General features: G+C 72.3%; 18 protein-coding genes and 1 riboswitch. Of the genes, 11 read left to right on the top strand and 7 right to left on the bottom strand.

The window, feature by feature from the left end; genetic code table 11:
- Positions 1-63 precede the first annotated feature (63 nt).
- On the top strand, positions 64-1,755 hold the full coding sequence (gene cdgB / locus ABD329_RS27120) for a diguanylate cyclase CdgB (protein ID WP_198277730.1): 1,692 nt from the start codon (positions 64-66) through the stop codon (positions 1,753-1,755).
- Positions 1,756-1,941: 186 nt separating this feature from the next.
- Positions 1,942-2,937: a carbohydrate-binding protein gene (locus ABD329_RS27125; protein WP_198277729.1), complete on the top strand. Its 996-nt coding sequence runs from the start codon at positions 1,942-1,944 to the stop codon at positions 2,935-2,937.
- Between the two features lie 485 nt (positions 2,938-3,422).
- Here ABD329_RS27125 and ABD329_RS27130 read toward each other — a convergent pair whose 3' ends face one another.
- From ABD329_RS27130 to ABD329_RS27140, 3 genes are all read right to left on the bottom strand, one after another.
- A complete protein-coding gene (locus ABD329_RS27130) occupies positions 3,423-4,385 on the bottom strand; it encodes a 1-phosphofructokinase family hexose kinase (protein ID WP_198281015.1) in 963 nt (320 codons plus the stop codon).
- 225 nt (positions 4,386-4,610) lie between these two features.
- Positions 4,611-5,882 (bottom strand): N-acetylglucosamine-6-phosphate deacetylase, encoded by a 1,272-nt coding sequence (gene nagA / locus ABD329_RS27135; protein WP_198281014.1) that lies wholly within the window; start codon positions 5,880-5,882, stop codon positions 4,611-4,613.
- Positions 5,882-6,814 (bottom strand): ROK family protein, encoded by a 933-nt coding sequence (locus tag ABD329_RS27140; protein WP_198281013.1) that lies wholly within the window; start codon positions 6,812-6,814, stop codon positions 5,882-5,884. Before ABD329_RS27140 ends, nagA begins: the two co-directional genes overlap by 1 nt.
- Positions 6,815-7,138: 324 nt before the next feature.
- Here ABD329_RS27140 and ABD329_RS27145 point away from each other — a divergent pair, with 324 nt between their 5' ends.
- The 3 genes from ABD329_RS27145 to otsB all read left to right on the top strand — a co-directional run bounded on the left by ABD329_RS27145 (position 7,139) and on the right by otsB (position 9,796).
- Positions 7,139-8,422, top strand: coding sequence for an extracellular solute-binding protein (locus ABD329_RS27145; RefSeq protein ID WP_198281012.1), 1,284 nt, complete (start codon positions 7,139-7,141; stop codon positions 8,420-8,422).
- Positions 8,419-8,742, top strand: a complete 324-nt coding sequence (locus ABD329_RS27150; protein WP_198281011.1) for a DUF3263 domain-containing protein — start codon at positions 8,419-8,421, stop codon at positions 8,740-8,742. The genes ABD329_RS27145 and ABD329_RS27150 overlap by 4 nt, the downstream gene beginning before the upstream one ends.
- A 202-nt stretch (positions 8,743-8,944) precedes the next feature.
- Positions 8,945-9,796, top strand: a complete 852-nt coding sequence (otsB, locus tag ABD329_RS27155; RefSeq protein WP_344317048.1) for a trehalose-phosphatase — start codon at positions 8,945-8,947, stop codon at positions 9,794-9,796.
- 330 nt (positions 9,797-10,126) lie between these two features.
- On the opposite strand, the gene ABD329_RS27160 is transcribed toward otsB, so the two are convergent.
- Positions 10,127-11,617 (bottom strand): alpha,alpha-trehalose-phosphate synthase (UDP-forming), encoded by a 1,491-nt coding sequence (locus ABD329_RS27160; protein ID WP_198279546.1) that lies wholly within the window; start codon positions 11,615-11,617, stop codon positions 10,127-10,129.
- A gap of 182 nt (positions 11,618-11,799) precedes the next feature.
- Entirely contained in the window at positions 11,800-12,747 is a 948-nt protein-coding gene (locus ABD329_RS27165; RefSeq protein WP_198279545.1) for a glucosyl-3-phosphoglycerate synthase, read from the bottom strand.
- 190 nt (positions 12,748-12,937) lie between these two features.
- Positions 12,938-13,079: riboswitch (SAM riboswitch) on the top strand.
- Between the two features lie 18 nt (positions 13,080-13,097).
- Between ABD329_RS27165 and thrC the strand changes: the two genes are divergently transcribed.
- The 4 genes from thrC to groL all read left to right on the top strand — a co-directional run bounded on the left by thrC (position 13,098) and on the right by groL (position 17,222).
- Positions 13,098-14,390: a threonine synthase gene (thrC, locus tag ABD329_RS27170; RefSeq protein WP_198279544.1), complete on the top strand. Its 1,293-nt coding sequence runs from the start codon at positions 13,098-13,100 to the stop codon at positions 14,388-14,390.
- Positions 14,387-14,665 carry a MoaD/ThiS family protein gene (locus tag ABD329_RS27175; protein WP_037960442.1) on the top strand — a complete coding sequence of 93 codons (279 nt, stop codon included), beginning with the start codon at positions 14,387-14,389 and terminating at the stop codon, positions 14,663-14,665. Before thrC ends, ABD329_RS27175 begins: the two co-directional genes overlap by 4 nt.
- A 408-nt stretch (positions 14,666-15,073) precedes the next feature.
- Entirely contained in the window at positions 15,074-15,280 is a 207-nt protein-coding gene (locus tag ABD329_RS27180; RefSeq protein ID WP_009716982.1) for a cold-shock protein, read from the top strand.
- 316 nt (positions 15,281-15,596) lie between these two features.
- Positions 15,597-17,222: a chaperonin GroEL gene (gene groL / locus ABD329_RS27185; protein ID WP_086885898.1), complete on the top strand. Its 1,626-nt coding sequence runs from the start codon at positions 15,597-15,599 to the stop codon at positions 17,220-17,222.
- Between the two features lie 103 nt (positions 17,223-17,325).
- Here groL and murQ read toward each other — a convergent pair whose 3' ends face one another.
- Positions 17,326-18,258 carry an N-acetylmuramic acid 6-phosphate etherase gene (murQ, locus tag ABD329_RS27190; protein WP_198279543.1) on the bottom strand — a complete coding sequence of 311 codons (933 nt, stop codon included), beginning with the start codon at positions 18,256-18,258 and terminating at the stop codon, positions 17,326-17,328.
- A 177-nt stretch (positions 18,259-18,435) separates the two neighbouring features.
- On the bottom strand, positions 18,436-19,398 hold the full coding sequence (locus tag ABD329_RS27195; protein ID WP_425574383.1) for a MurR/RpiR family transcriptional regulator: 963 nt from the start codon (positions 19,396-19,398) through the stop codon (positions 18,436-18,438).
- Between the two features lie 119 nt (positions 19,399-19,517).
- Between ABD329_RS27195 and ABD329_RS27200 the strand changes: the two genes are divergently transcribed.
- Positions 19,518-19,874 (top strand): hypothetical protein, encoded by a 357-nt coding sequence (locus ABD329_RS27200; protein WP_198279992.1) that lies wholly within the window; start codon positions 19,518-19,520, stop codon positions 19,872-19,874.
- Positions 19,874-20,146 carry a DUF4031 domain-containing protein gene (locus ABD329_RS27205; protein ID WP_138915104.1) on the top strand — a complete coding sequence of 91 codons (273 nt, stop codon included), beginning with the start codon at positions 19,874-19,876 and terminating at the stop codon, positions 20,144-20,146. Before ABD329_RS27200 ends, ABD329_RS27205 begins: the two co-directional genes overlap by 1 nt.
- Positions 20,147-20,208: the final 62 nt, after the last annotated feature.

Here is a 20,208-nt window from a genome sequence, read left to right on the forward strand (position 1 = left end):
CCGTGGCAATCGGACGACAAGACGCCAGGAGTTTGCTGTCGAGGTCTCGGGGGAGTGCGATCGATGGAGACCGAGTCGGAGCCGTACATCCGCCTTACGACCCTGCGGCAGCTGCACCAGGTGGTCGCCGATCTGAACACCGCCCGCAGCCTCGCCGACACGCTTCAGGCCGTCGCCGACGGCGTCATCGCCGGGCTCGGGTTCGAGCTGTCGGCCGTCAACCTCGTCCGCCCCGACGGTGACCTCGTCGTCGCCGCCGTCGGCGGCAGCGCCGGGGCCGAGGCGCTGATGGCCGGGCGGGTCGGCCCCCGCTCCTCCTGGGAGCGCCGGCTGTCCATGGGCGAGCGCTGGGGCGATCTGCGCTTCATCCCGTACAGCGAGGGCTGGGTCCTCGACGACGACGACGTCCCGCAGTGGCACACCCCGGGACCCGCGCCCCGCTTCCCCGACGAATGGCATCCGATGGACCGCCTGTTCGCCCCGCTCTACGCGGCGGGCGCCTCCGGCGGCGAGCTCATCGGCGTCCTGTCCGTCGACAAACCGCGCAACGGCCGCCACCCCGGCGCCTGGGGCCGCGAGGCCCTCCAGATGTACGCCTTCCACGCCGCCGTCGCGATCGGCAACGCCCGGCTGCGCGGCAACATGCAGCGCGCCCTGCTGCGCCTGGAGCGCGAGCAGCAGGCGCTGCGCGCCAGCGAGGAGTCCTTCCGGCAGGCGTTCGAGTACGCGCCCAGCGGTATGGCCATCGCCGAGATGGGCGGCGATCAGCACGGCCGGCTGCTGCGCGCCAACGACGCCCTGTGCCGGCTGCTGGGCCGTCCGGCCTCCGCGATGCGCCGCTTCTCCTTCTCCGACCTGGTCCACCCCGAGGACATCGGCACCCTGCTGCGCACCTCCGCCGAGGGTGGCCGCGCCGAGCTGCGGCTGGCCCGCCGCGACGGTTCGTACGTCTGGGTCTCGCTGCGCAACTCGGTGGTGGCCGACGCCGCCGACGGCCCGCGCTTCCTGCTCACCCATGTCGAGGACATCGAGGAGCGCAAGCGCCATGAGCTCCAGCTCGCCCACCGTGCCAGCCATGACTCGCTGACCGGCCTGCCCAACAGCGCCGAGCTGCGCGCCCGGCTCGCCGCCCGGCTGTGCGCCACCCCGCCCCGGCCGGGCGGGGGGTACGAGGACGGGGGCGCCGCGGACGGCGGTGTCGCGGGCGCCGGCGGCGTCTATGTGGACGCGGCGGGGCATCTGCACGGCTTCGACGAGTTCGAGTGCTTCGGCACCCCGCCGCCGGTCGAGACCGCCCCGTTCGACGGCCATGTGCACACCGTCCCGCCCAACGAGGACTCCGACATCGACGACGGCCACAAGGGGCTCGCGGTGCTCTTCTGCGACCTCGACGGCTTCAAGTCCATCAACGACCGGTTCGGGCACCACGCGGGCGACGCCGTGCTCATCGAGGTCGCCCGGCGGCTGACCAACGGAGTGCGGGAAGGGGACACGGTCGCCCGCCTCGGCGGTGACGAGTTCGTCGTCCTCGCCGACGGCCTCGGCCGGGCCGACGCGGCTGACCTGGCGGTGCGGCTGCGGAACGCGATCACCCCGCCCATCCGGGTGGACGGCCGGGCGGTCCGGGTCGGTGCCAGCTTCGGTATCGGCTGGGCGGGCTGCGGAATGTCGGCCGAAGAAGTTCTGCACTCCGCTGACCAGCGGATGTACATCGAGAAGCGGTCCCGCTCCAAGGAGCGCCGCCGGGCCGGATGAGGTAGGGGGGCGGTCGGTCGCGGTAGGCTGCGCCGATGCGGCCCTGCCGCCGACAGTGAACCGATCATGAATATTGGCCATCCGGACAGCACACGCCCTGTTGAGGCCCTCTCGACCCTGATATGAGCTGTCGTGGCGCGTTCTGATCCCGCGCCGATGGCCATATGCATAGGGGAGTGACGAGGGATGACGGCCGGCAACAACGGCTCGGGCACACCGGAGAACGACGACCCGTTCGCGTACCTGTATCGCTCGGAGGGCGATCAAGGGAACGAGGGCGGTCAGTCGGGCCAGCCGGGTGCCGCCCCCCGCACCGGTGGCTACGGCTACCCAGGCCCGGCCCAGCCGGGGGTTCCCCGCACCTCGTACAACCAGGTCCGCGCGGTGGGTGAGCGCAACTACGGCCAGCAGCAGATCCCGAACCAGCAGCCGCAGGGCTACGGTCAGCAGGGTGGCTACGGCCGGCAGAACGCCCACTACGCCGCCCCCGAGACCCTGCCCGGCGGCGCGCCCCGCCAGCCCGGTGCGGCCGCCCCGCGCGGCGGCCATGGCGGAGGCGGCCGGGGCCCCAACAACAAGGGGCTGCTCATCGGCGCCATCGCCGTGGTCGCGGTGGTCCTCGTGGGCATCGGCGTCGCCATGATCACCAACGGTGACGACAAGAAGGACGACAAGGCCGACCCGACCGGCGGGCCCACGGCGGGCTCCAGCGTCCGGCCCAGCGACTCCTCCGGACCCACCAAGGGTCCGGGCGACGAGAAGCTGCCCACCGAGGACGCCGCGAAGATGAAGCTGACCGGCGGCGCGGCCCCCGCGAGCGACATCAAGGGCGCCAAGGCCGCGGGCGGCACCTACGTCGGCGGGCTCAACACCCCGGGCTCGTCCGCGACCTGGAGCGTGGACGTGGCCAAGGCGAAGTCCTACCGGCTGTACGTCACCTATGGCGTGCCCGGTGAGGACCAGAGCATGTCGCTGACGATCAACGGCAAGAAGGAGACCCGGCCGCTCAACATGAAGAACTTCTCGGGCGGGCCGAAGGGCGACTACGAGAAGGGCTGGACGGAGACCTGGTCGATCGTCCAGCTCGCCAAGGGCACCAATACGATCACCCTGTCGTGCGACCCCGGTGACAAGTGCGATGCCAATCTCGATCAGATGTGGCTCGCCAAGGCCAAGGGCTAGAGCCGGGCCGCGCCTGCGGCGGGCTGTTCCCCTCCCCGCCCCTTCCCGCAACCGGGGCTCCGCCCCGGACCCCGCTCCTCAATCGCCGGAGGGGCTGGAAGGTGGGGCTCTTCGCCCCGGGGCCCGCTTCTCGAGCGCCGGGGGGGCTGGAAGGTGGGGGGCTTCGCCCCGGGGCCCGCTTCTCGAGCGTCGGAGGGGCTGGAAGGTGGGGCTCTTCGCCCCGGGCCCCGCTTCTCGAGCGCCGGAGGGGCTGGGAGGGGGGCTCCGCCCCGGGCCCCGCTCCGCACCCTCCCCCGGCTGCCGCTGGGAGGTGCCCCCTGGCGGGGCTGGAAGGTGGGGCTCTTCGCCCCGGGCCCCGCTCCTCAATCGCCGAAGGGGCTGGAGGGTGGGGCTTCGCCCCAGACCCCGGGGTCCCGGGGCGGAGCCCCCGCCGTGTGGCGGAGCCGCCGGGCAGCCCGTAGGGCCGGGCGGTGCTCGGCGGTCGCTCAGGCCGCCGCCGGGTGTTCCGTGACCTCGATTCGCGTCAGCGCCTCGTCGTAGACCGCACGGTCGAACTCGCCCGCCACCGGTGACCTTACGGCCGCCGCCGACAGGGCGACGGCGCGGGCCAGCCGGTCCGGCCAGGGCGCCTCCTCGACCAGCCCGGACAGCAGCCCCGCGACCGCCGCGTCCCCGGCGCCCGTCGGATTGCCCGTCAGCCGGCGCGGTGGGGTGGCGCGCCAGGCGCCGTGGGCGGTGACCATGAGCATGCCGTCGGGCCCGAGCGAGGCGGCCACCGCGCGCGCCCCGCGCCGCCGGGTGTCGCGCGCGGCGCGCAGCGGGTCGGTGGAGCCGGTGAGCCCGGCGAGCTCGTCGGCGTTGGGCTTGACCAGATGGGGGCGGGCGGCGATGCCCCGGCGCAGCGGTTCGCCGCTGGTGTCCAGCAGCGTGGGCACGCCCGCCGCATGCGCCTCCCGGATGAGCTGGGCGTACGTCCCGACGGGGACCCCGGGCGGCAGACTGCCGCACAGCGCGACCGCCGACGCCTCGCGCAGCAGCCTGCCGTAGCTGTCCATGAAGGTGGACCACTCGGGGGTGGTGACGATCGGGCCCGGCTCGTTGAGCTGGGTGGTGTCGCCCGTGGTGGCGTCCACGACGCCGATGGTGCGCCGGGTGGTGCCGGCGATCGGGACCAGCGCGTCGGTGATCGTGCCGCGAGGGGCCTCGGGGCCGCCGCCGGGCGTGGCGATCTCGGCGAGCAGCTGCCGCAGCACCGCCCCGGTGACCCCGCCGACGAAGCCGGTGACGACGGTGTCGTGCCCCAGCGCGGACAGCACCCGGGCCACGTTGAGGCCCTTGCCACCGGGCCGTTCGGTGACCTCGGTGACGCGGTGGGTGGTGTGCGGGCGCAGTTCCGGCACCCGGTAGGTGACGTCGAGGGCGGTGTTGAGCGTGACCGTGAGGATCACCCTGGCATCCCCTCTCCCGTCCCCCCGCCGGACGGAGACTCCTGTGCTGAATGCGACTGTGTGCCGGGCCGTGCCCGAATCGCGCCTATCCCGAGTCGTGCCCGCCCGTTCCCGTGCCCGAGCGATCATGCCAAAACGAGTGGCTCGGGCCCAGACCTCCGCGTCGTTCCGGACGGCGTCGGACTGTGCCAACACACCGTCATCGCCAGCTGAAAACAGGGCACTTCAGTCCAGTTCGGGATGGACCACCCAAGCGCCCCGGCGCATCACGCCCCGCAGCCGGAAGTCGTCGTCGAGCACGACGAGATCGGCGTCCTTGCCGGGCTCGAGCGAACCCACCCGGTCGGCGATGCCCAGCACCCGGGCGGGGGTCGTGGACAGCGCCCTTACGGCCGCCTCGACGCCGAGTCCGTCGATCGTGACGGCCCGCCGGAAGGCCCGGTCCAGGGTGAGGGTGGAGCCCGCGATGGAGCCGGCCGTCGGCCCGTCGCTGATCCGCGCGACGCCGTCCTTGACCTCGACCTCCATGGGGCCGAGCGGATAGCGGCCGTCGCTCATGCCCGCCGCGCCCATCGCGTCCGTGATGAAGGCGACCCGGTCCGCGCCCGCCCGGTGGAAGGCCAGCCCCAGGACGGCGGGGTGCAGATGGGTGCCGTCGTTGATCAGCTCCACGGTGATCCGCTCGTCCTCCAGCAGCGCGGCCACCGGGCCGGGGGCGCGGTGCAGCAGTGACGGCATCGCGTTGAACAGGTGGGTCGCCACGGTCGCGCCCGCCTCGACGGCCTCCAGCGCCGCCTCGTACGTCGAGTCGGTGTGGCCGACGGCCGCGATGACCCCGCTGTCGGCCAGCAGCCGTACGGACTCCAGCCCGCCCGGCAGCTCGGGGGCGAGGGTCATCATCCGCGCGGTGCCGCGCGCCGCGTCCACCAGCTTGCGCACATCCGCCGGATCCGGCGCGCGCAGCAGCGAGGGCTGGTGGGCGCCGCAGCGGTGGGGGGAGATGAACGGCCCCTCGAAGTGGATGCCCGCCAACTCGCCCTGCTCCACCAGCTCCGAAAGGGCGGCGGCCTGCCGGGCGAGGTCGTCCAGGTCGCCGGTGACGGTGGAGGCGAGCATCGTGGTGGTGCCGTGCCGCCGGTGCGTACCAATGGCGGTCAGGGCCTCCTCGGGGGTGCCCGCCGAGAACGAGGCACCGCCGCCGCCGTGCACATGCAGATCCACGAAGCCGGGGACGATCCACCCGCCCGCCAGGTCGAGCGCCCGCTCGCCGCCGGAAGCCGCGTGGCCGGACGCGGAATCCGCCGCGGGCCCGGCCGCCGGTCCCGCCGTGTGTCCGGCCGCCGGTCCCGCCGCGGCTCCGGCCGGCGGTCCCCCCGCGGCTCCGGCCGCCGGTCCCGTCGCCGTGATGCGCGTGCCCTCGACCGTCAGCCGCCCGTTGTCGACCACGCCGTCCGGCAGGACCACCCGGGCGCCGGTGAGATGCGTTCGCTGGACCATCAGGCGGTTACCTCCGTGGAGAGTCGGTCCCAGGCGAGCAGACCCGCGCCCAGGCAGCCGGCGGTGTCCCCGAGGGCCGCCGGGACGATACGGGGGAGCTGCTGGAAGGTGAGCCGCTCCTCGACCGCGGTGCGCAGCGGTGCGAACAGCGTCTCCCCGGCCTCGGCCAGCCCACCGCCGACGATCAGCACACCGGGGTCCAGCAGGGTGAGGCCGGTGACCAGGCCGTCGGCGAGCGCGCCCACCATCTCCCCCCACACGGCCACGGCCCGGGGATCGCCGGACCGGACGGCCTTGGCGCAGTCGGCGGCGTCCGCGGCCGGATCGCCGCTCGCGGCGGCCCAGGCGCGGCCCACCGCGGCCGCCGAGGCGAGCGTCTCCAGGCAGCCGGACTGACCGCAGCCGCAGGCGGCGCCGCCCGGCCGGACGACGATATGGCCGATCTCGCCGGAGGAGCCATGGGCCCCGGGGTCGATGCGCCCGTCGACACCGATGGCGCCCGCGATGCCGGTGCCGACGGAGACGAACAGGAAGCGCCGGGCGCCCTCGCCCGCTCCTATGCGCCCCTCGGCCAGCCCGCCCAGCCGGACGTCATGGCCGAGCGCGACCGGGATCCCGCCCAGCCGCTCGGTGAGCAGCGCCCGCAGCGGGACGTCGCTCCAGCCGAGGTTGGCGGCGAAGACGGCCACCCCGCGGTCCTCGTCCAGGACTCCGGGCACGCCGACCCCCGCGGCCAGCGGGGGCCCGCCGAACCGCCGTTCGCCGATCGCGCGCAGCTCGGCGGCGAAGTCGAGGATCGCGGCCACGACCGCCTCGGGCCCGAGCTCCCGCTCGGTGGGCCTCCTGGCCTCGTGGAGGAGTGTGGTGTCCGCCCCGACGAGGGCGGCCTTCATACCGGTGCCGCCCACATCCAGGGCGATGACGTGTTTCACATGGAACAGTCTCGCGCGATCCACCATGAGAGGTCTAGTCCACTCGCCGCTTCTCGTCGGGAGATCACGCCGTTGTCCGCGGGGGAGTCGCAGGGGAGTTGCGGGGGAGTCGCAGGGGAGTTGGTGTGAACCAATCCCTCCGTTTGTGACTGGGTGACACATCCCACTTACGCGTGTAGCACCCCTCTCACCTGGGCAATCGAGCTCCGATACCGAAGCGATATGCCCATGGTGTAGACCTTGTGGAGGTTTGCAAGGCAGACTCGCTCGACCTCGGGGGAGGACCCTTGAGGATGAAACAAGCCATAGGGTGGGAAAACAGCGGTGCAGCGGCGACGGTTCTTGGGTCTGACAACGGCGGGTGTCGCGGCGGTGGCGACGGCACCAGGACTCACGGCCTGTGGCAGCGACAGCTCCGGCTCCGGCGGTGACGTCACCTTGAAGGTGGTCGCGGCCGACTACGGCGACAGCACCGCCAACAGCTCCCAGAAGTACTGGAACAAGGTGGTCCGGGCCTTCGAGGCCAAGAACAGCGGCCTCAAGGTTGACGTCAAGGTCTACAGCTGGACCGAGGTGGACCGCCGGGTGGCCGAGATGGTCAAGAACGGTCAGGCCCCGGACATCGCACAGATCGGCGCGTACGCCGACTACGCCGCACAGGGCAAGCTCTACCGCGCCGACGAGATGCTCTCCATCCCCACCCAGGCCGGTTTCATCACCTCGATCGCCCAGGCGGGTGAGGTGCGGCGGGTGCAGTACGGAGTGCCGTTCGTGGCCAGCGCCCGGCTGCTCTTCTACAACAAGAAGCTCTTCGACCGGGCCGGGATATCCTCCGCCCCCACCAGCTGGGCCGAGCTCAAGGAAGCGGCCGTCCGGCTCAAGGCCAACGGGGTGAAGATCCCGTACGGGCTGCCGCTCGGCCCCGAGGAGTGCCAGGCCGAGGCCATGATGTGGATGCTCAGCGGCGGTGGCGGCTACACCGACCCCAACGGCAGCTACACCATCGACTCCACCGAGAACATCGAGGCCTTCGAATGGCTGCGCGACGAACTCGTCGGCGCGGACCTCACCGGCCCCGGCTCCCCGGCACGCACCAACCGGCAGGACACCTTCGACGCCTTCGCCCGGGGCGAGGTCGGCATGCTCAACGGCCACCCCACCCTGATGCAGCAGGCGTCCGGCCACGGCATCGCATACGGCACCGCGCCGCTGCCCGGCCGCAGGGGCAAGTCCCCGTCGACGATGGGCGTCGCCGACTGGCTGATGGCCTTCAAGCAGAACGGCCACCGCAAGGAGATCGGGAAGTTCCTCGACTTCGTCTACACCGAGAACAACGTGCTGGACTTCGTCACCGAGTACGACCTGCTGCCGGTGACCACCGCCGTCGAGCAGACGATGCGCGGCGACCGTGAGTACAAGCGGCTGTGGCGGTTCCTGGACGAGCTGGAGAGCGCGGAGTTCTACCCGGCGGACAAGACCTCCTGGGCGGAGGTCAGCAAGCTGATCAAGCAGAAGATCGGCTCGACCGTGGCCAAGGGCGGCGACCCGGCGAGCGTGCTGGGCCAGATCCAGCGCGAGGCCGACGCCATGGAGAATGCGGGGGCATGACAGTGGACACGCCCGGCCCCGGCCCCTCCGACGACCCCGCCGACCGGGTCGGGGAACCCGTGGACCGGGTCGGGGAAGAGGAACCGGGCGCGGATACCGGGCTGTCGGAGCGCGATCTGGCCGTGCTCGCCGTGGAGCGGCGCGGCTGGCCGGGTCCCGGCGCCAAGGAGCGGGCGATACGGGAGGGGCTGGGCCTCTCCCCGACCCGCTACTACCAGCTGCTGAACGCGCTGCTTGACGACCCCAGGGCTCTGGAGCACGACCCGGTGACCGTCAACCGGCTGCGCCGGATCAGGGACGAGCGCCGCGGAAGGCGCTGACGCGCCTCGGGGCGACGGGACGGCCGGAACCGTTCACCGGCGGGACGGCCGTGGGGGCCGATCACCGGTGGGATGGCCGTGGGGCCGTTCGGTGTCCGTGGCGCGTTCATCGGCCGGGCGCCGGGGGCGTTCACCGGAGGTACGCCCGGGTGAAGCCCGCCGCGCCGCCGGGCCCGGTAGGGTCGCCGCCATGGGCAGCGCTATGGGAAGTCACCCCGTCCCCGTACCCACCACCTCCGCCGGCCGTGAGGGCCTCGCAGCCCTCCTCGCACGGCCCGGACGCGCCGTCGTCGGACTCGACTTCGACGGCACCCTCGCCGAGATCGTCCCCGACCCCGACCAGGCCCGCGCCCACCCCGGCGCCGTCCCCGCGCTCTCCCGGCTGGCCCCGCGGATCCGCTCCGTCGCGGTGATCACCGGACGCCCGGCCGAGATCGCCGTACGGTACGGCGGCTTCGCGGGGGCCGAGGGGCTGGACGGGCTCGTCGTCCTCGGTCTCTACGGCGCCGAGCGCTGGGACGCGGGCAGCGGCGAGGTGCAGGCGCCCGAACCGCACCCCGGCGTCGCCGCCGTCCGGGCCGAACTCCCCGCCGTCCTCGAGGAGCACGGCGCCTCGCGCGGTACGTGGATCGAGGACAAGGGGCGCGCCGTCGCCGTCCACACCCGCCGCGCCGAGGACCCCCAGGCCACGTTCGAGCGGCTGCGCGCGCCGCTGCACGCGCTCGCCGAGCGTCATGGGCTGATCGTCGAACCCGGCCGACTGGTGCTGGAGCTGCGGCCGCCGGGCATGGACAAGGGCGTCGCGCTCATCGACTACGTACGGCGGACGGGCGCGGAAGCGGTGCTCTACGCGGGCGACGACCTGGGTGACCTGGCCGCGTTCGCGGCGGTGGAGCGGCTGCGCGAGGAAGGCGTGCCGGGGATGCTGGTGTGCAGCGGCAGCACGGAGGTGACCGAGCTCGCCAAGCGGGCCGACCTGGTGGTCGACGGCCCGGCGGGTGTGGTGGACCTGCTGTCGGCCCTGGCCGCCGCGGTAGGCAACGACGCCGCGTAGGGCCGGGCGCGACAGCGCCCGCCCGGCATCCGGGCCGCGTCCGTAAGTCGGGCCGCGCCTGGTATCCGGATCGCGTCCGGCATCCGGGCCGCGTCGGGCATCCGGGCCGTGCCCGGCATCCGGGCCGCGTCGGGCATCCGGGCCGTGCCCGGCACCCGGGCCGCGTCCGGCATCCGGGCCGCGTCCGGCATCCGGGCCGCGTCCGGCACCCGGGCCGTGCCCGGCATTCGGATCGCGCCCGGCGCCCGGGCCGTGCCCGGCATCCGGGCCGCGTCCGTAAGTCGGGTCGTGCCTGGTGCCCGGGTCGCGCTACTCACCCGGACCGGGCCGTCACAGCGCTCGCAGTTGCGCCAGGAACCACGCCTGCGGCGGTAGCGAGGTCGCCGCGGCGGCGAGCCGCTTCGTGCGGTCCGCGCGCTCGTCGTCGCTCATGCGCAGCGCCTCGTGCAGCGCCCGGGCCGTGCCCTCCACGTCGTACGGGTTCACCACCAGCGCGTCCTCGCCCAGCTCGGCGTACGCGCCCGCCTCCCGGGACAGCACCAGCGCGCAGCCCCGCTCGGAGACCACCGGGACCTCCTTGGCCACCAGGTTCATCCCGTCCCGGATGGGGTTGACCAGGGCCACGTCCGCCAGTCGGTAGGCCGCGAGGGACCGGGCGAAGTCGTCCTTCACATGCAGGGCGACCGGGGTCCAGCCCTCCGTGCCGTACTCCTCGTTGATCTCGTCCGCGATCCGCCGCACCCGCTCGGTGTAGTCGCGGTAGACCGCGAGGTCCTGGCGCGAGGGGTAGGCGAAGGCCACGTGCACCACGCGCTCGCGCCACTCGGGGCGGGTCTCCAGCAGCCGCCGGTAGGCCAGCAGCCCGCGCACGATGTTCTTGGACAGTTCGGTGCGGTCCACCCGGACGATCGACTTCCGGCCGGGCCCGATCTGCGCCCGCAGAGTGCTCAGCCGCTCGTCCACATCGGCCTGGCGCGACCGCTCCCGCAGGAAGTCCGCGTCGGCGCCCAGGCCGTGGACGCCCAGCCGGGTCTCCCGGCCCTCGAAGCGAACGGCCGTTACCATGCCGCCACCGTCGCCGCTACCGCTACCGTCCCCGTCCCCGTCTCCGTCCCGGACGATCTCCGCGCCCAGCACCGCCGCGCAGCAGTCGGCGAAGGCGGTGGCCCAGCGCTCGGTGAGGAACGCGGCGCGGTCGCCGCCGAGGATGCCGCGCAGCACACCCGCCGCGACGTCGTCCGGCAGCAGCCGGTAGTAGTCCGGCGGGGCCCACGGGGTGTGGGAGAAGTGGCCGATCCGCAGATCGGGGCGGCGCTCGCGGAGCATCGCGGGCACCAGCGCCAGGTGGTAGTCCTGCACCAGGACCACGGCCTCGTCCACCGCCTCCTGGGCGAGCGCGTCCGCGAAGGCCGCGTTATAGCTCTCGTACGCCGCCCACTGCTCGGCGAACTCCGCGTCGAAGACCGGCTCGACCGGGGTCTGGTAGAGCAGGTGGTGGACGAACCACAGCACCGAATTGGCGACGCCGTTGTACGCCGCGGCGAAGACGTCCGGCGCGATGTCGAGCATCCGCACCTGCTGGCCGCCGGTGTCACCGGGGTTCAGATGGCTGTCCCCGGCCCGCCGGGCCGCCTCGCGGTCGCCCTCGCCGAGCGCCGCGCACACCCACACCCCGCCCGACTCGGGGCCGATCGCGCTGAGCCCGGAGACCAGCCCGCCACCGCCGCGCCGGGCGGTGAGCGAGCCGTCCTCGCCCAGGGTGTACGAGACCGGGCCGCGGTTGGACGCGACCAGGATCGGAGCGGTGCGCGGAACTGCCATGTCGCGAGCCTAGCCAGGCGCGGCCCCGCGCAAACGTACGTACGGTTTCTTGCCCCGTAGGTGCTATTCCGGTTCCGGCCACGTAACCGCCAGGATGCCACCGCTCCGTGGACGCCTGGCCGGGCCCGGGGCCCGGGGCCCGGGCCCCGGGGTCACAGGGGTCACAGGGGTCACGCCCCGCGTCAGGCCGCGCGCCGCGCCGGGTACTCCGGGATCTCGATCATCGGCGGCCGCTCCTCGGTGTCCACCGCCGTGGTGCGCGGCTCGAAGCCGTTCTCGCCCCGGTCGAACTGGGTCAGCCGCGGCCGCACCAAGTGGCCCCGGGCCAGCCGCAGCTGTGCGGTGCGGTAGATCGCGGCCGCCATTCGGCCGAGCGCCTGCCCGTCCTGGTGGCGGTGTTTGCGCACCCCGATGTCCACCTGGCCGAGCGCGTCGAGCCCCACCGTGTGCAGCGCGTCCACCAGCAGCCCGAGCTCGACGCCGTAGCCGACCGGGAAGGGCAGCCGTTCCAGCAGCGAGCGGCGCGCCGCGTACTCCCCGCCCAGCGGCTGGACGAATCCGGCCAGCTGCGGCCAGTGCAGATTCAGCAGCGGGCGGGCGACCAGCTCGGTGACCCGGCCGCCCTGACCCGCCATTTCGCCGAGCGGGCGGTCGTACATGCCCTTCACCAGCTGAAGCGTGGGGTCGGTCAGCAGCGGACCGACGATCCCCGAGACAAAGCGTGCCTCGAATTCCCGCAGGTCGGCGTCGATGAAGCAGACGATGTCGCCGCTGGTGGCCAGCAGGGACCGCCACAGCACCTCGCCCTTGCCGGGCAGCGCGGGCAGCCGGGGCAGCAGCGAGTCGCGGGGGACGACGGTGGCGCCCGCCGCCGCGGCGACCTCCGCGGTGCGGTCCGTGGAACCGGAGTCCAGCACCACCAGCTCATCCACCAGCGGCATCGCCCCGCCCATCAGTTCACGCCGGATCGTGTCGGCGATCTCGCCGACCGTGGCCTCCTCGTTCAGGGCGGGCAGGACCACGCTCACCGTCGTCGTCGCGGCCCGCTTCGCGGCCAGCAGGCGATCCAGCGGACGGTCGTCGGCAGACCAGGAGCGACGCTTCAGCCAGCGCTCCACCTCATCCAGCACCTGTGTGTCTCCCCTGTTGTGGTCACTGTGACCCATCTCGCGCATCGGACGGCTACCTCAACCATCCGGGCCTTCGGTTACAGTCTTGAACAACGCACATGGCCGTCGTATGTCGGGGTCGACCTCGATGTTTACCGACGTACCGACGACGCTGTGCCGACAAACGCCCCGGTTCCGCCCGGTGCCATACCGCTCATCCAGAGGGGCAGAGGGAACGGCCCGTTGAAGCCCCGGCAACCCTCCAGCTGATCTCGCATTCCGCAGCGAGGCTCCCAGCTCGGGAAGGTGCCAATTCCGTCTCGTGGCGAAATGCGTCGCGAGGAAGATGAGGAGAAAGGGCCTCGCCATCCATGGCTGTGCAGTCAGTAGAAAGCTCAACGACCTCCTCCACCTCCGGTGCCTTCGGCCCCGCGGTCGCATTGTCCTGCCGGGAGTGCGGTGAGCGCTTCGAGCTCGGTCCGATCTTCGCGTGCGAGGCCTGTTTCGGGCCCCTCGAGGTCGCGTACGAGCTCCCGGCCGGCGACCCGGAGGGGCTGCGCCGGCAGATCGAGGCGGGTCCGAACAGCATCTGGCGCTACGCCCCGCTGCTGCCCGTCCCCGCGGACGTGGCGGATCTGCCGAGCCTGAACCCCGGCTTCACCCAGCTGGTCAAGGCCGACCACCTCGCCCGTGAGCTCGGCGTGACCGGTGAGCTGCACATCAAGGACGACTCCGGGAACCCGACCCACTCCTTCAAGGACCGGGTCGTCGCCATCGCCGTCCAGGCCGCCCGCACCTTCGGCTTCACCACCCTCTCCTGCTCCTCCACCGGCAACCTCGCCGGGGCGGTGGGCGCCGCGGCCGCCCGCGCGGGCTTCCGCTCCTGCGTCTTCATCCCGCACGACCTGGAGGCGGGCAAGGTCGTCATGGCCGCGGTCTACGGCGGTGAGCTGGTCGGCATCGAGGGCACCTACGACGACGTCAACCGCTTCTGTAGCGAGCTGATCGGCGACCCGGCGGGCGAGGGCTGGGGCTTCGTCAACGTCAATCTGCGGCCGTACTACGGCGAGGGCTCCAAGACCCTGGCGTACGAGATCTGCGAGCAGCTCGGCTGGCGGCTGCCGGACCAGATCGTCGTCCCGATCGCCTCCGGCTCCCAGCTCACCAAGATCGACAAGGGGCTGAAGGAGCTGATCGCGATCGGTCTGGTCGAGGACCGGCCCTACAAGATCTTCGGCGCCCAGGCCGAGGGCTGCTCCCCGGTCTCCGCCGCCTTCAAGGCCGGCCATGACGTCGTCCGGCCGCAGAAGCCGCGGACCATCGCCAAGTCGCTGGCCATCGGCAACCCCGCGGACGGCCCGTACGTCCTGGACATCGCCCGCCGTACGGGTGGCGCGGTGGAGGACGTGAACGACGAGCAGATCGTCGACGCCATCAAGCTGCTGGCCCGCACCGAGGGGATCTTCGCGGAGACCGCGGGCGGCGTGACCGTCGGCGTGACCAAGAAGCTGATCGAGGACGGTCTGCTCGACCCGTCCCTGACGACCGTCGTGCTCAACACCGGCGACGGCCTCAAGACCCTCGACGCGGTGGCCCCCACCACGGGTCCCTCCGCCATCATCCGCCCCACCCTTGACTCGTTCCGAGAGGCTGGCCTCGCATGAGCGTCAACGTCCGAATCCCGACCATCCTCCGCACCTACACCGGCGGTCAGGCCGAGGTCCCGGCCGAGGGCGCGACCCTCGCCGAGGTCCTGGCGGACCTGGAGAAGAACCACGCGGGCATCTCGGCCCGCGTCCTGGACGACACCGGCAAGCTCCGCCGCTTCGTGAACGTCTACGTCAACGACGACGACGTCCGCTTCGCCGACGGCCTGGCCACGGCGACCCCGGACGGCGCCGGGATCTCGATCATCCCGGCGGTCGCGGGCGGCTGCTGACCCCGCGTCCCCCTCCTCACCTTTGGCATCGCCCCGTCCGGGGACAACCGGACGGGGCGATTCCGTGTGTGGAATCGCGATACAGTTGCCCGGATTCCCCGACGGCTCCGGGGTCGGAGCCACATATGAGAACTCGTCAAGTTGTGCGTAAAGTGTGAGCACGAATTGCCGGGTTGGTTCCTTATGTCCGGCCCGGCTTGCCCGAACTTCACATAATTCCTCACTTTTAACCGTTCGACCGTGCCCAGAATTCTCGTCCGATTGACCTGTTGCAGAGGGCGTTGGGACGGATACATTCAGCGGCGGTCGACGCGTTCCGGCGCACACCCCCCACATCCGGGGGGTGAGGTCTGACCCGGGTCCGCGGAGTGCGGTCCTGCGCAAGGGCCAGCAATAGGGGAGTTAGGAATGGCTCAGGGCACCGTCAAGTGGTTCAACGCGGAGAAGGGGTACGGCTTCATCGCGGTCGACGGTGGTGCGGACGTGTTCGTCCACTACAGCGCGATCCAGATGGACGGGTACCGCACCCTCGAGGAAGGCCAGCGGGTCGAGTTCGAGATCTCGCAGGGTCAGAAGGGCCCGCAGGCCGACATGGTCCGCGTGGCCGTAGGCTGACGCGCCGACGCGACGCAGCTGAACGAACAAGTCTGAAGGGTCCGTGTCCCGAACAGGGTACGGGCCCTTCGGCGTGTCCGCGCTGATCATCAGCGGCTTGGCGCAAGGGCGCATGAGCGCAATGCCGCTTGCACTCGATGGGTCCGAGTGCTAATCATTGGCGTTAGCACTCTGACGTTGAGAGTGACAGAAGGACCGGGTCGGTGAGGCCCGCCAGGCCATGCGGGGTAAGGAACCGCGCGGCAGGCAGGTCGTCCGTCGCGGGCGCCAGCGCGGTCCGGAGCAATCCACCCCGTCTCTGGGAGGACCACTTCACATGGCCAAGATCATCGCGTTCGACGAGGAGGCGCGGCGCGGCCTCGAGCGCGGGATGAACCAGCTCGCCGACGCCGTCAAGGTCACCCTCGGCCCCAAGGGCCGCAACGTCGTCCTCGAGAAGAAGTGGGGCGCCCCCACGATCACCAACGATGGTGTGTCCATCGCCAAGGAGATCGAGCTCGAGGACGCGTACGAGAAGATCGGCGCCGAGCTGGTCAAGGAGGTCGCGAAGAAGACGGACGACGTCGCCGGTGACGGCACGACGACCGCGACCGTCCTCGCCCAGGCGCTGGTCAAGGAGGGCCTCCGCAACGTCGCCGCGGGCGCCAACCCGATGGCGCTCAAGCGCGGCATCGAGAAGGCCGTCGAGGCCGTCTCCGCCCAGCTTCTCGAGCAGGCCAAGGACGTGGAGACCAAGGAGCAGATCGCCTCCACCGCCTCCATCTCCGCCGCCGACACCCAGATCGGTGAGCTCATCGCCGAGGCGATGGACAAGGTCGGCAAGGAAGGTGTCATCACCGTCGAGGAGTCGCAGACCTTCGGGCTCGAGCTCGAGCTCACCGAGGGCATGCGCTTCGACAAGGGCTACATCTCCCCGTACTTCGCGACGGACATGGAGCGTATGGAGGCGTCGCTCGACGACCCGTACATCCTGATCGTCAACTCCAAGATCAGCAGCGTGAAGGACCTCCTCCCGCTGCTCGAGAAGGTCATGCAGTCGGGCAAGCCGCTGCTGATCATCGCCGAGGACGTCGAGGGCGAGGCCCTGGCGACCCTGGTCGTCAACAAGATCCGTGGCACCTTCAAGTCCGTCGCCGTCAAGGCCCCGGGCTTCGGTGACCGCCGTAAGGCCATGCTCGGCGACATCGCCATCCTCACCGGTGGCACCGTCATCTCCGAGGAGGTCGGCCTCAAGCTGGAGAACGCCGGTCTCGACCTGCTCGGCCGCGCCCGCAAGATCACGGTCACCAAGGACGAGACCACGATCGTGGACGGCGCCGGCGACACCGAGCAGGTGCAGGGCCGCGTCAACCAGATCCGCGCCGAGATCGAGAACTCGGACTCGGACTACGACCGCGAGAAGCTCCAGGAGCGCCTGGCGAAGCTGGCCGGCGGCGTGGCCGTCATCAAGGCCGGTGCCGCCACCGAGGTCGAGCTCAAGGAGCGCAAGCACCGCATCGAGGACGCGGTGCGCAACGCCAAGGCCGCCGTCGAGGAGGGCATCGTCGCCGGTGGTGGCGTGGCCCTGCTCCAGACCGTCTCGGTCTTCGAGAAGCTGGAGCTCGAGGGCGACGAGGCCACCGGTGCCCAGGCCGTGCGCCTGGCCCTGGAGGCCCCGCTGAAGCAGATCGCGGTCAACGCCGGTCTCGAGGGCGGCGTCGTGGTCGAGAAGGTGCGCAACCTGACCCCGGGTCACGGCCTCAACGCCGCGACCGGTGAGTACGTGGACCTGATCGCCGAGGGCATCATCGACCCGGCCAAGGTCACGCGCTCCGCGCTCCAGAACGCCGCGTCGATCGCCGCGCTGTTCCTCACCACCGAGGCCGTCATCGCCGACAAGCCGGAGAAGGCCGCCCCGGCGGGCGCTCCGGGCGGCATGCCGGGCGGTGACATGGACTTCTGATCGACTCGGCGCGTTCGTTCGCCGGTCGGTCGTACCGTCCGAGACGTCGGGGCGGCACCCTCTCCCAGGGGTGCCGCCCCGACGGCGTGTCCGGGCCCGTGCGTCAGCCCGTGGCGGCCTCCAGGGCGGCGCGCAGATGGCCGTGTGCCTCGGTGAGCAGCTTCTCGGCGGTCGGGGCGTCCACCTCGCCCAGGATGGTGAGGATCGCGTTCTTCACCTCGCCGTCCGTGGCCGCCAGCGCGCTCTCGATCCGTTCGTCGGAGGCGCCGGTCGCCAGGGAGACGATCCTCCGCGAACGGGCCCGCAGCTTGTCGTTGGAGGCGCGCACATCGACCATCAGATTCCCGAAGGTCTTGCCCAGCCGGATCATGGTGATGGTCGAGATCATGTTGAGCACCAGCTTCTGGGCCGTGCCCGCCTTCAGCCGGGTCGAGCCGGTGAGCAGCTCAGGGCCCACGATGATCTCGATGCCGTGGTCGGCCGCGGCGGCGAGCGCCGATCCGGCGTTGCAGGACAGCCCGACGGTGAGCGCGCCGCGCCGCCGGGCGTGCTCGACCGCGCCCACGGCGTACGGGGTGCGGCCGGAGGCCGAGACGCCGACCACGGTGTCGTCGGGCCCGATCCCGAGCCGGTCGAGGTCCCGGGCGGCCAGCTCCGCGCTGTCCTCCGCGCCCTCGACCGAGGTCACCATGGCGTCCGGGCCGCCCGCGATCACCCCGACGACCTGTTCGGGCCGGGTGTTGAAGGTGGGCGGGCACTCGCTCGCGTCGAGCACCCCGAGCCGTCCGGCGGTGCCCGCGCCCGTATAGAGGAGGCGGCCGCCACGGGACATCCGCGCGGCGATGGCGTCGATGGCGGCGGCGATACGGGGGAGCTGACCGGCGACGGCGGTGGGGACGGCGGCGTCCTCCGCGTTCATGATCCGGGCGATCTCGAGGGTTTCGAGCCGGTCGATCTCGGCGAGTTCGGGGCGGAACGCCTCGGTGGTCAGGGTGTCGAGCTGGGCGCGGAGCCGTGCGGAGTCGGCGGTAGTCATGGCGAAGCGGCTCTTTCCGGTACGTCAGCGTGAGGGTGGGGGTGACGGTGACTTGGAAGGGCGGTCACCGGGCGAATCAGTGACGGGTATCGGGGGTGGGCGCGCGCGGGCGCGACCGGCGGGGCTCGGCGGTGCCCGGGACCGGCCGGGTTCAGCGATTCCCGGGACCGGCCGGGCTCAGCGCTGCCCGGGGCGCGGATCGTGGCGGTGCGCGAGCGCCTCGTACGACGCGGAGAGCGCGGGCGCCGCCGATTCGTACGTCCGCTGGGCGACCCCTATGAACAGGCAGTCCACCACCAGCAGCTGGCTGGTCCGGCTGGCCATGGCCGCCGGGCGCAGCTCGCTCTCGCGGGCGGTGGAGGTGGTGAGCACCAGGTCCGCGTACTGCGCGACCTCGCCGTTCGGCCGTCCGGTGATCGCGACGGTGGTCGCCCCGTGCTCGAAGGCCACCCGCAGCGGCTCGATGACGTCCGTCGTGCGCCCGGAGTGGGTGATCGCGATGGCGACGTCGCCGGAGTGCAGCTGGACCGCGTTGGTGACCGCGAGGTGCGGATCGGCGTGGGCGTGGGCTATCAGCCCGATGCGCAGCAGCTTCTGGACCAGGTCCTGGCCGACGAGGCTGGACGCCCCGACCCCGTACACATCGATCCGGCGGGCGGCGGCCAGCGCGGAGACGGCCGCCTCGACCTGGCTGGTGTCCAGTCCGGCGGCGGTGTCGGCGAGGCACTGCTGCTCCTCCCGCGCCAGCTTGGTGACCACGTCGGCGATCGGATCGTCCACCGCGATGTCCGCGGTGACGGCCGGGGCCCGGCCGGCGGCCTGCTGGGCGGCGAGCGCGGCGAGCGCGAGGCGCAGATCCCGGTATCCGGGGTAGCCGAGCAGCCGGGAGGTGCGGACGACGGTGGCCTCACTGGTGCCGGTCCGCTCGGCGAGCCCGGTGACGGTGAGCGCCGCGCAACCGGCCGGATCGCCCGCGACGGCTTCGGCGACGCGGTGCATGGACCGGGTCATGGAGGGGGCTAACGTGCGGACCTTGGCGGCGAGGGCGGCCGGGGCGGGTGGGGCGAGTGTGGGTGGTGTGGGTGGTGTGGCGTCGGGCTGTGGAGGAGGCATGAAAGTTTCCTTCAGGTCGCTACTCACCAGCGAAAACTATTTCCGGCCACGGTGCCCGTCAACCCTCCGGGCGAACGACGCGGCGGACCGTGACCCAGGACGAAGCGAACAGGCGGCGGGAGGAAGCAAAGGTGACAATGGGACCCATGAAGCTCGAACAGGCACTGCACGCGGCCCGCGCCCTCGTCCTGGCCGACCTCGCGGCGGGGGAGGTGGCCCGCGCCGACATCGTCTCGCTGGTCGAAGACGCGATCGCGCACCGGCGGTGGTGGGTCGAGCAATGGCCGGAAGGCGTCGCGTACGTGGCCGGTCTGGTTGCCCAGGATGTCCAGGACGCCCTGCTGGAGCGGTACGGCCGCTGGCCGCTGTGCCCCGTCTGCACCACCGGCGGCGACCTCCACGCCCTCGACGTGGAGCCCGAGTTGGGCCCCGACCCGCACTGGGTCTGCGGCAAGACGGCGGTCGCGGTGGCGCCCGTGGGCTCGCTGGGCACCACCCTCTGATGGCCGTCCTGATCGACCCGCCCGCGTGGCCGGGCCACGGCCGCCTGTGGTCCCACCTCGTCAGCGATGTCTCCTACGCCGAACTCCACGCCTTCGCCGCCCGCATCGGCGCCCCGCGCCGGGGCTTCGACCGTGACCACTACGACGTGCCGAGCGAGCTGTACGCGAAGGCGGTACGGGCGGGCGCGGAGGAGGTCGGCAGCAAGGAACTCCTGCGCCGCCTCAAGGCCGCGGGCCTCCGCCGCCCCAAGCGGGCCGCGGGCGCGGACTGAGCGGGGCGGGCGGGGCCGCGGCGCGCCCTGCCGACTGGCGCGCCCTGCCGACTGGCGCGCCC

It is taken from the genome of Streptomyces javensis, from assembly GCF_039525925.1.
Lineage (GTDB): Bacteria > Actinomycetota > Actinomycetes > Streptomycetales > Streptomycetaceae > Streptomyces > Streptomyces asiaticus.

Bases quoted from the DNA above. Each gene is read 5' to 3' on its own strand.
- cdgB (WP_198277730.1), top strand. From the start codon at position 64: ATGGAGACCGAGTCGGAGCCGTACATCCGCCTTACGACCCTGCGGCAG.
- ABD329_RS27125 (WP_198277729.1), top strand. From the start codon at position 1,942: ATGACGGCCGGCAACAACGGCTCGGGCACACCGGAGAACGACGACCCG.
- nagA (WP_198281014.1), bottom strand. From the start codon at position 5,882: ATGGTCCAGCGAACGCATCTCACCGGCGCCCGGGTGGTCCTGCCGGAC.
- ABD329_RS27150 (WP_198281011.1), top strand. From the start codon at position 8,419: ATGACAGTGGACACGCCCGGCCCCGGCCCCTCCGACGACCCCGCCGAC.
- otsB (WP_344317048.1), top strand. From the start codon at position 8,945: ATGGGAAGTCACCCCGTCCCCGTACCCACCACCTCCGCCGGCCGTGAG.
- ABD329_RS27160 (WP_198279546.1), bottom strand. From the start codon at position 11,617: ATGGCAGTTCCGCGCACCGCTCCGATCCTGGTCGCGTCCAACCGCGGC.
- thrC (WP_198279544.1), top strand. From the start codon at position 13,098: ATGGCTGTGCAGTCAGTAGAAAGCTCAACGACCTCCTCCACCTCCGGT.
- ABD329_RS27175 (WP_037960442.1), top strand. From the start codon at position 14,387: ATGAGCGTCAACGTCCGAATCCCGACCATCCTCCGCACCTACACCGGC.
- ABD329_RS27180 (WP_009716982.1), top strand. From the start codon at position 15,074: ATGGCTCAGGGCACCGTCAAGTGGTTCAACGCGGAGAAGGGGTACGGC.
- groL (WP_086885898.1), top strand. From the start codon at position 15,597: ATGGCCAAGATCATCGCGTTCGACGAGGAGGCGCGGCGCGGCCTCGAG.
- murQ (WP_198279543.1), bottom strand. From the start codon at position 18,258: ATGACTACCGCCGACTCCGCACGGCTCCGCGCCCAGCTCGACACCCTG.
- ABD329_RS27200 (WP_198279992.1), top strand. From the start codon at position 19,518: ATGAAGCTCGAACAGGCACTGCACGCGGCCCGCGCCCTCGTCCTGGCC.
- ABD329_RS27205 (WP_138915104.1), top strand. From the start codon at position 19,874: ATGGCCGTCCTGATCGACCCGCCCGCGTGGCCGGGCCACGGCCGCCTG.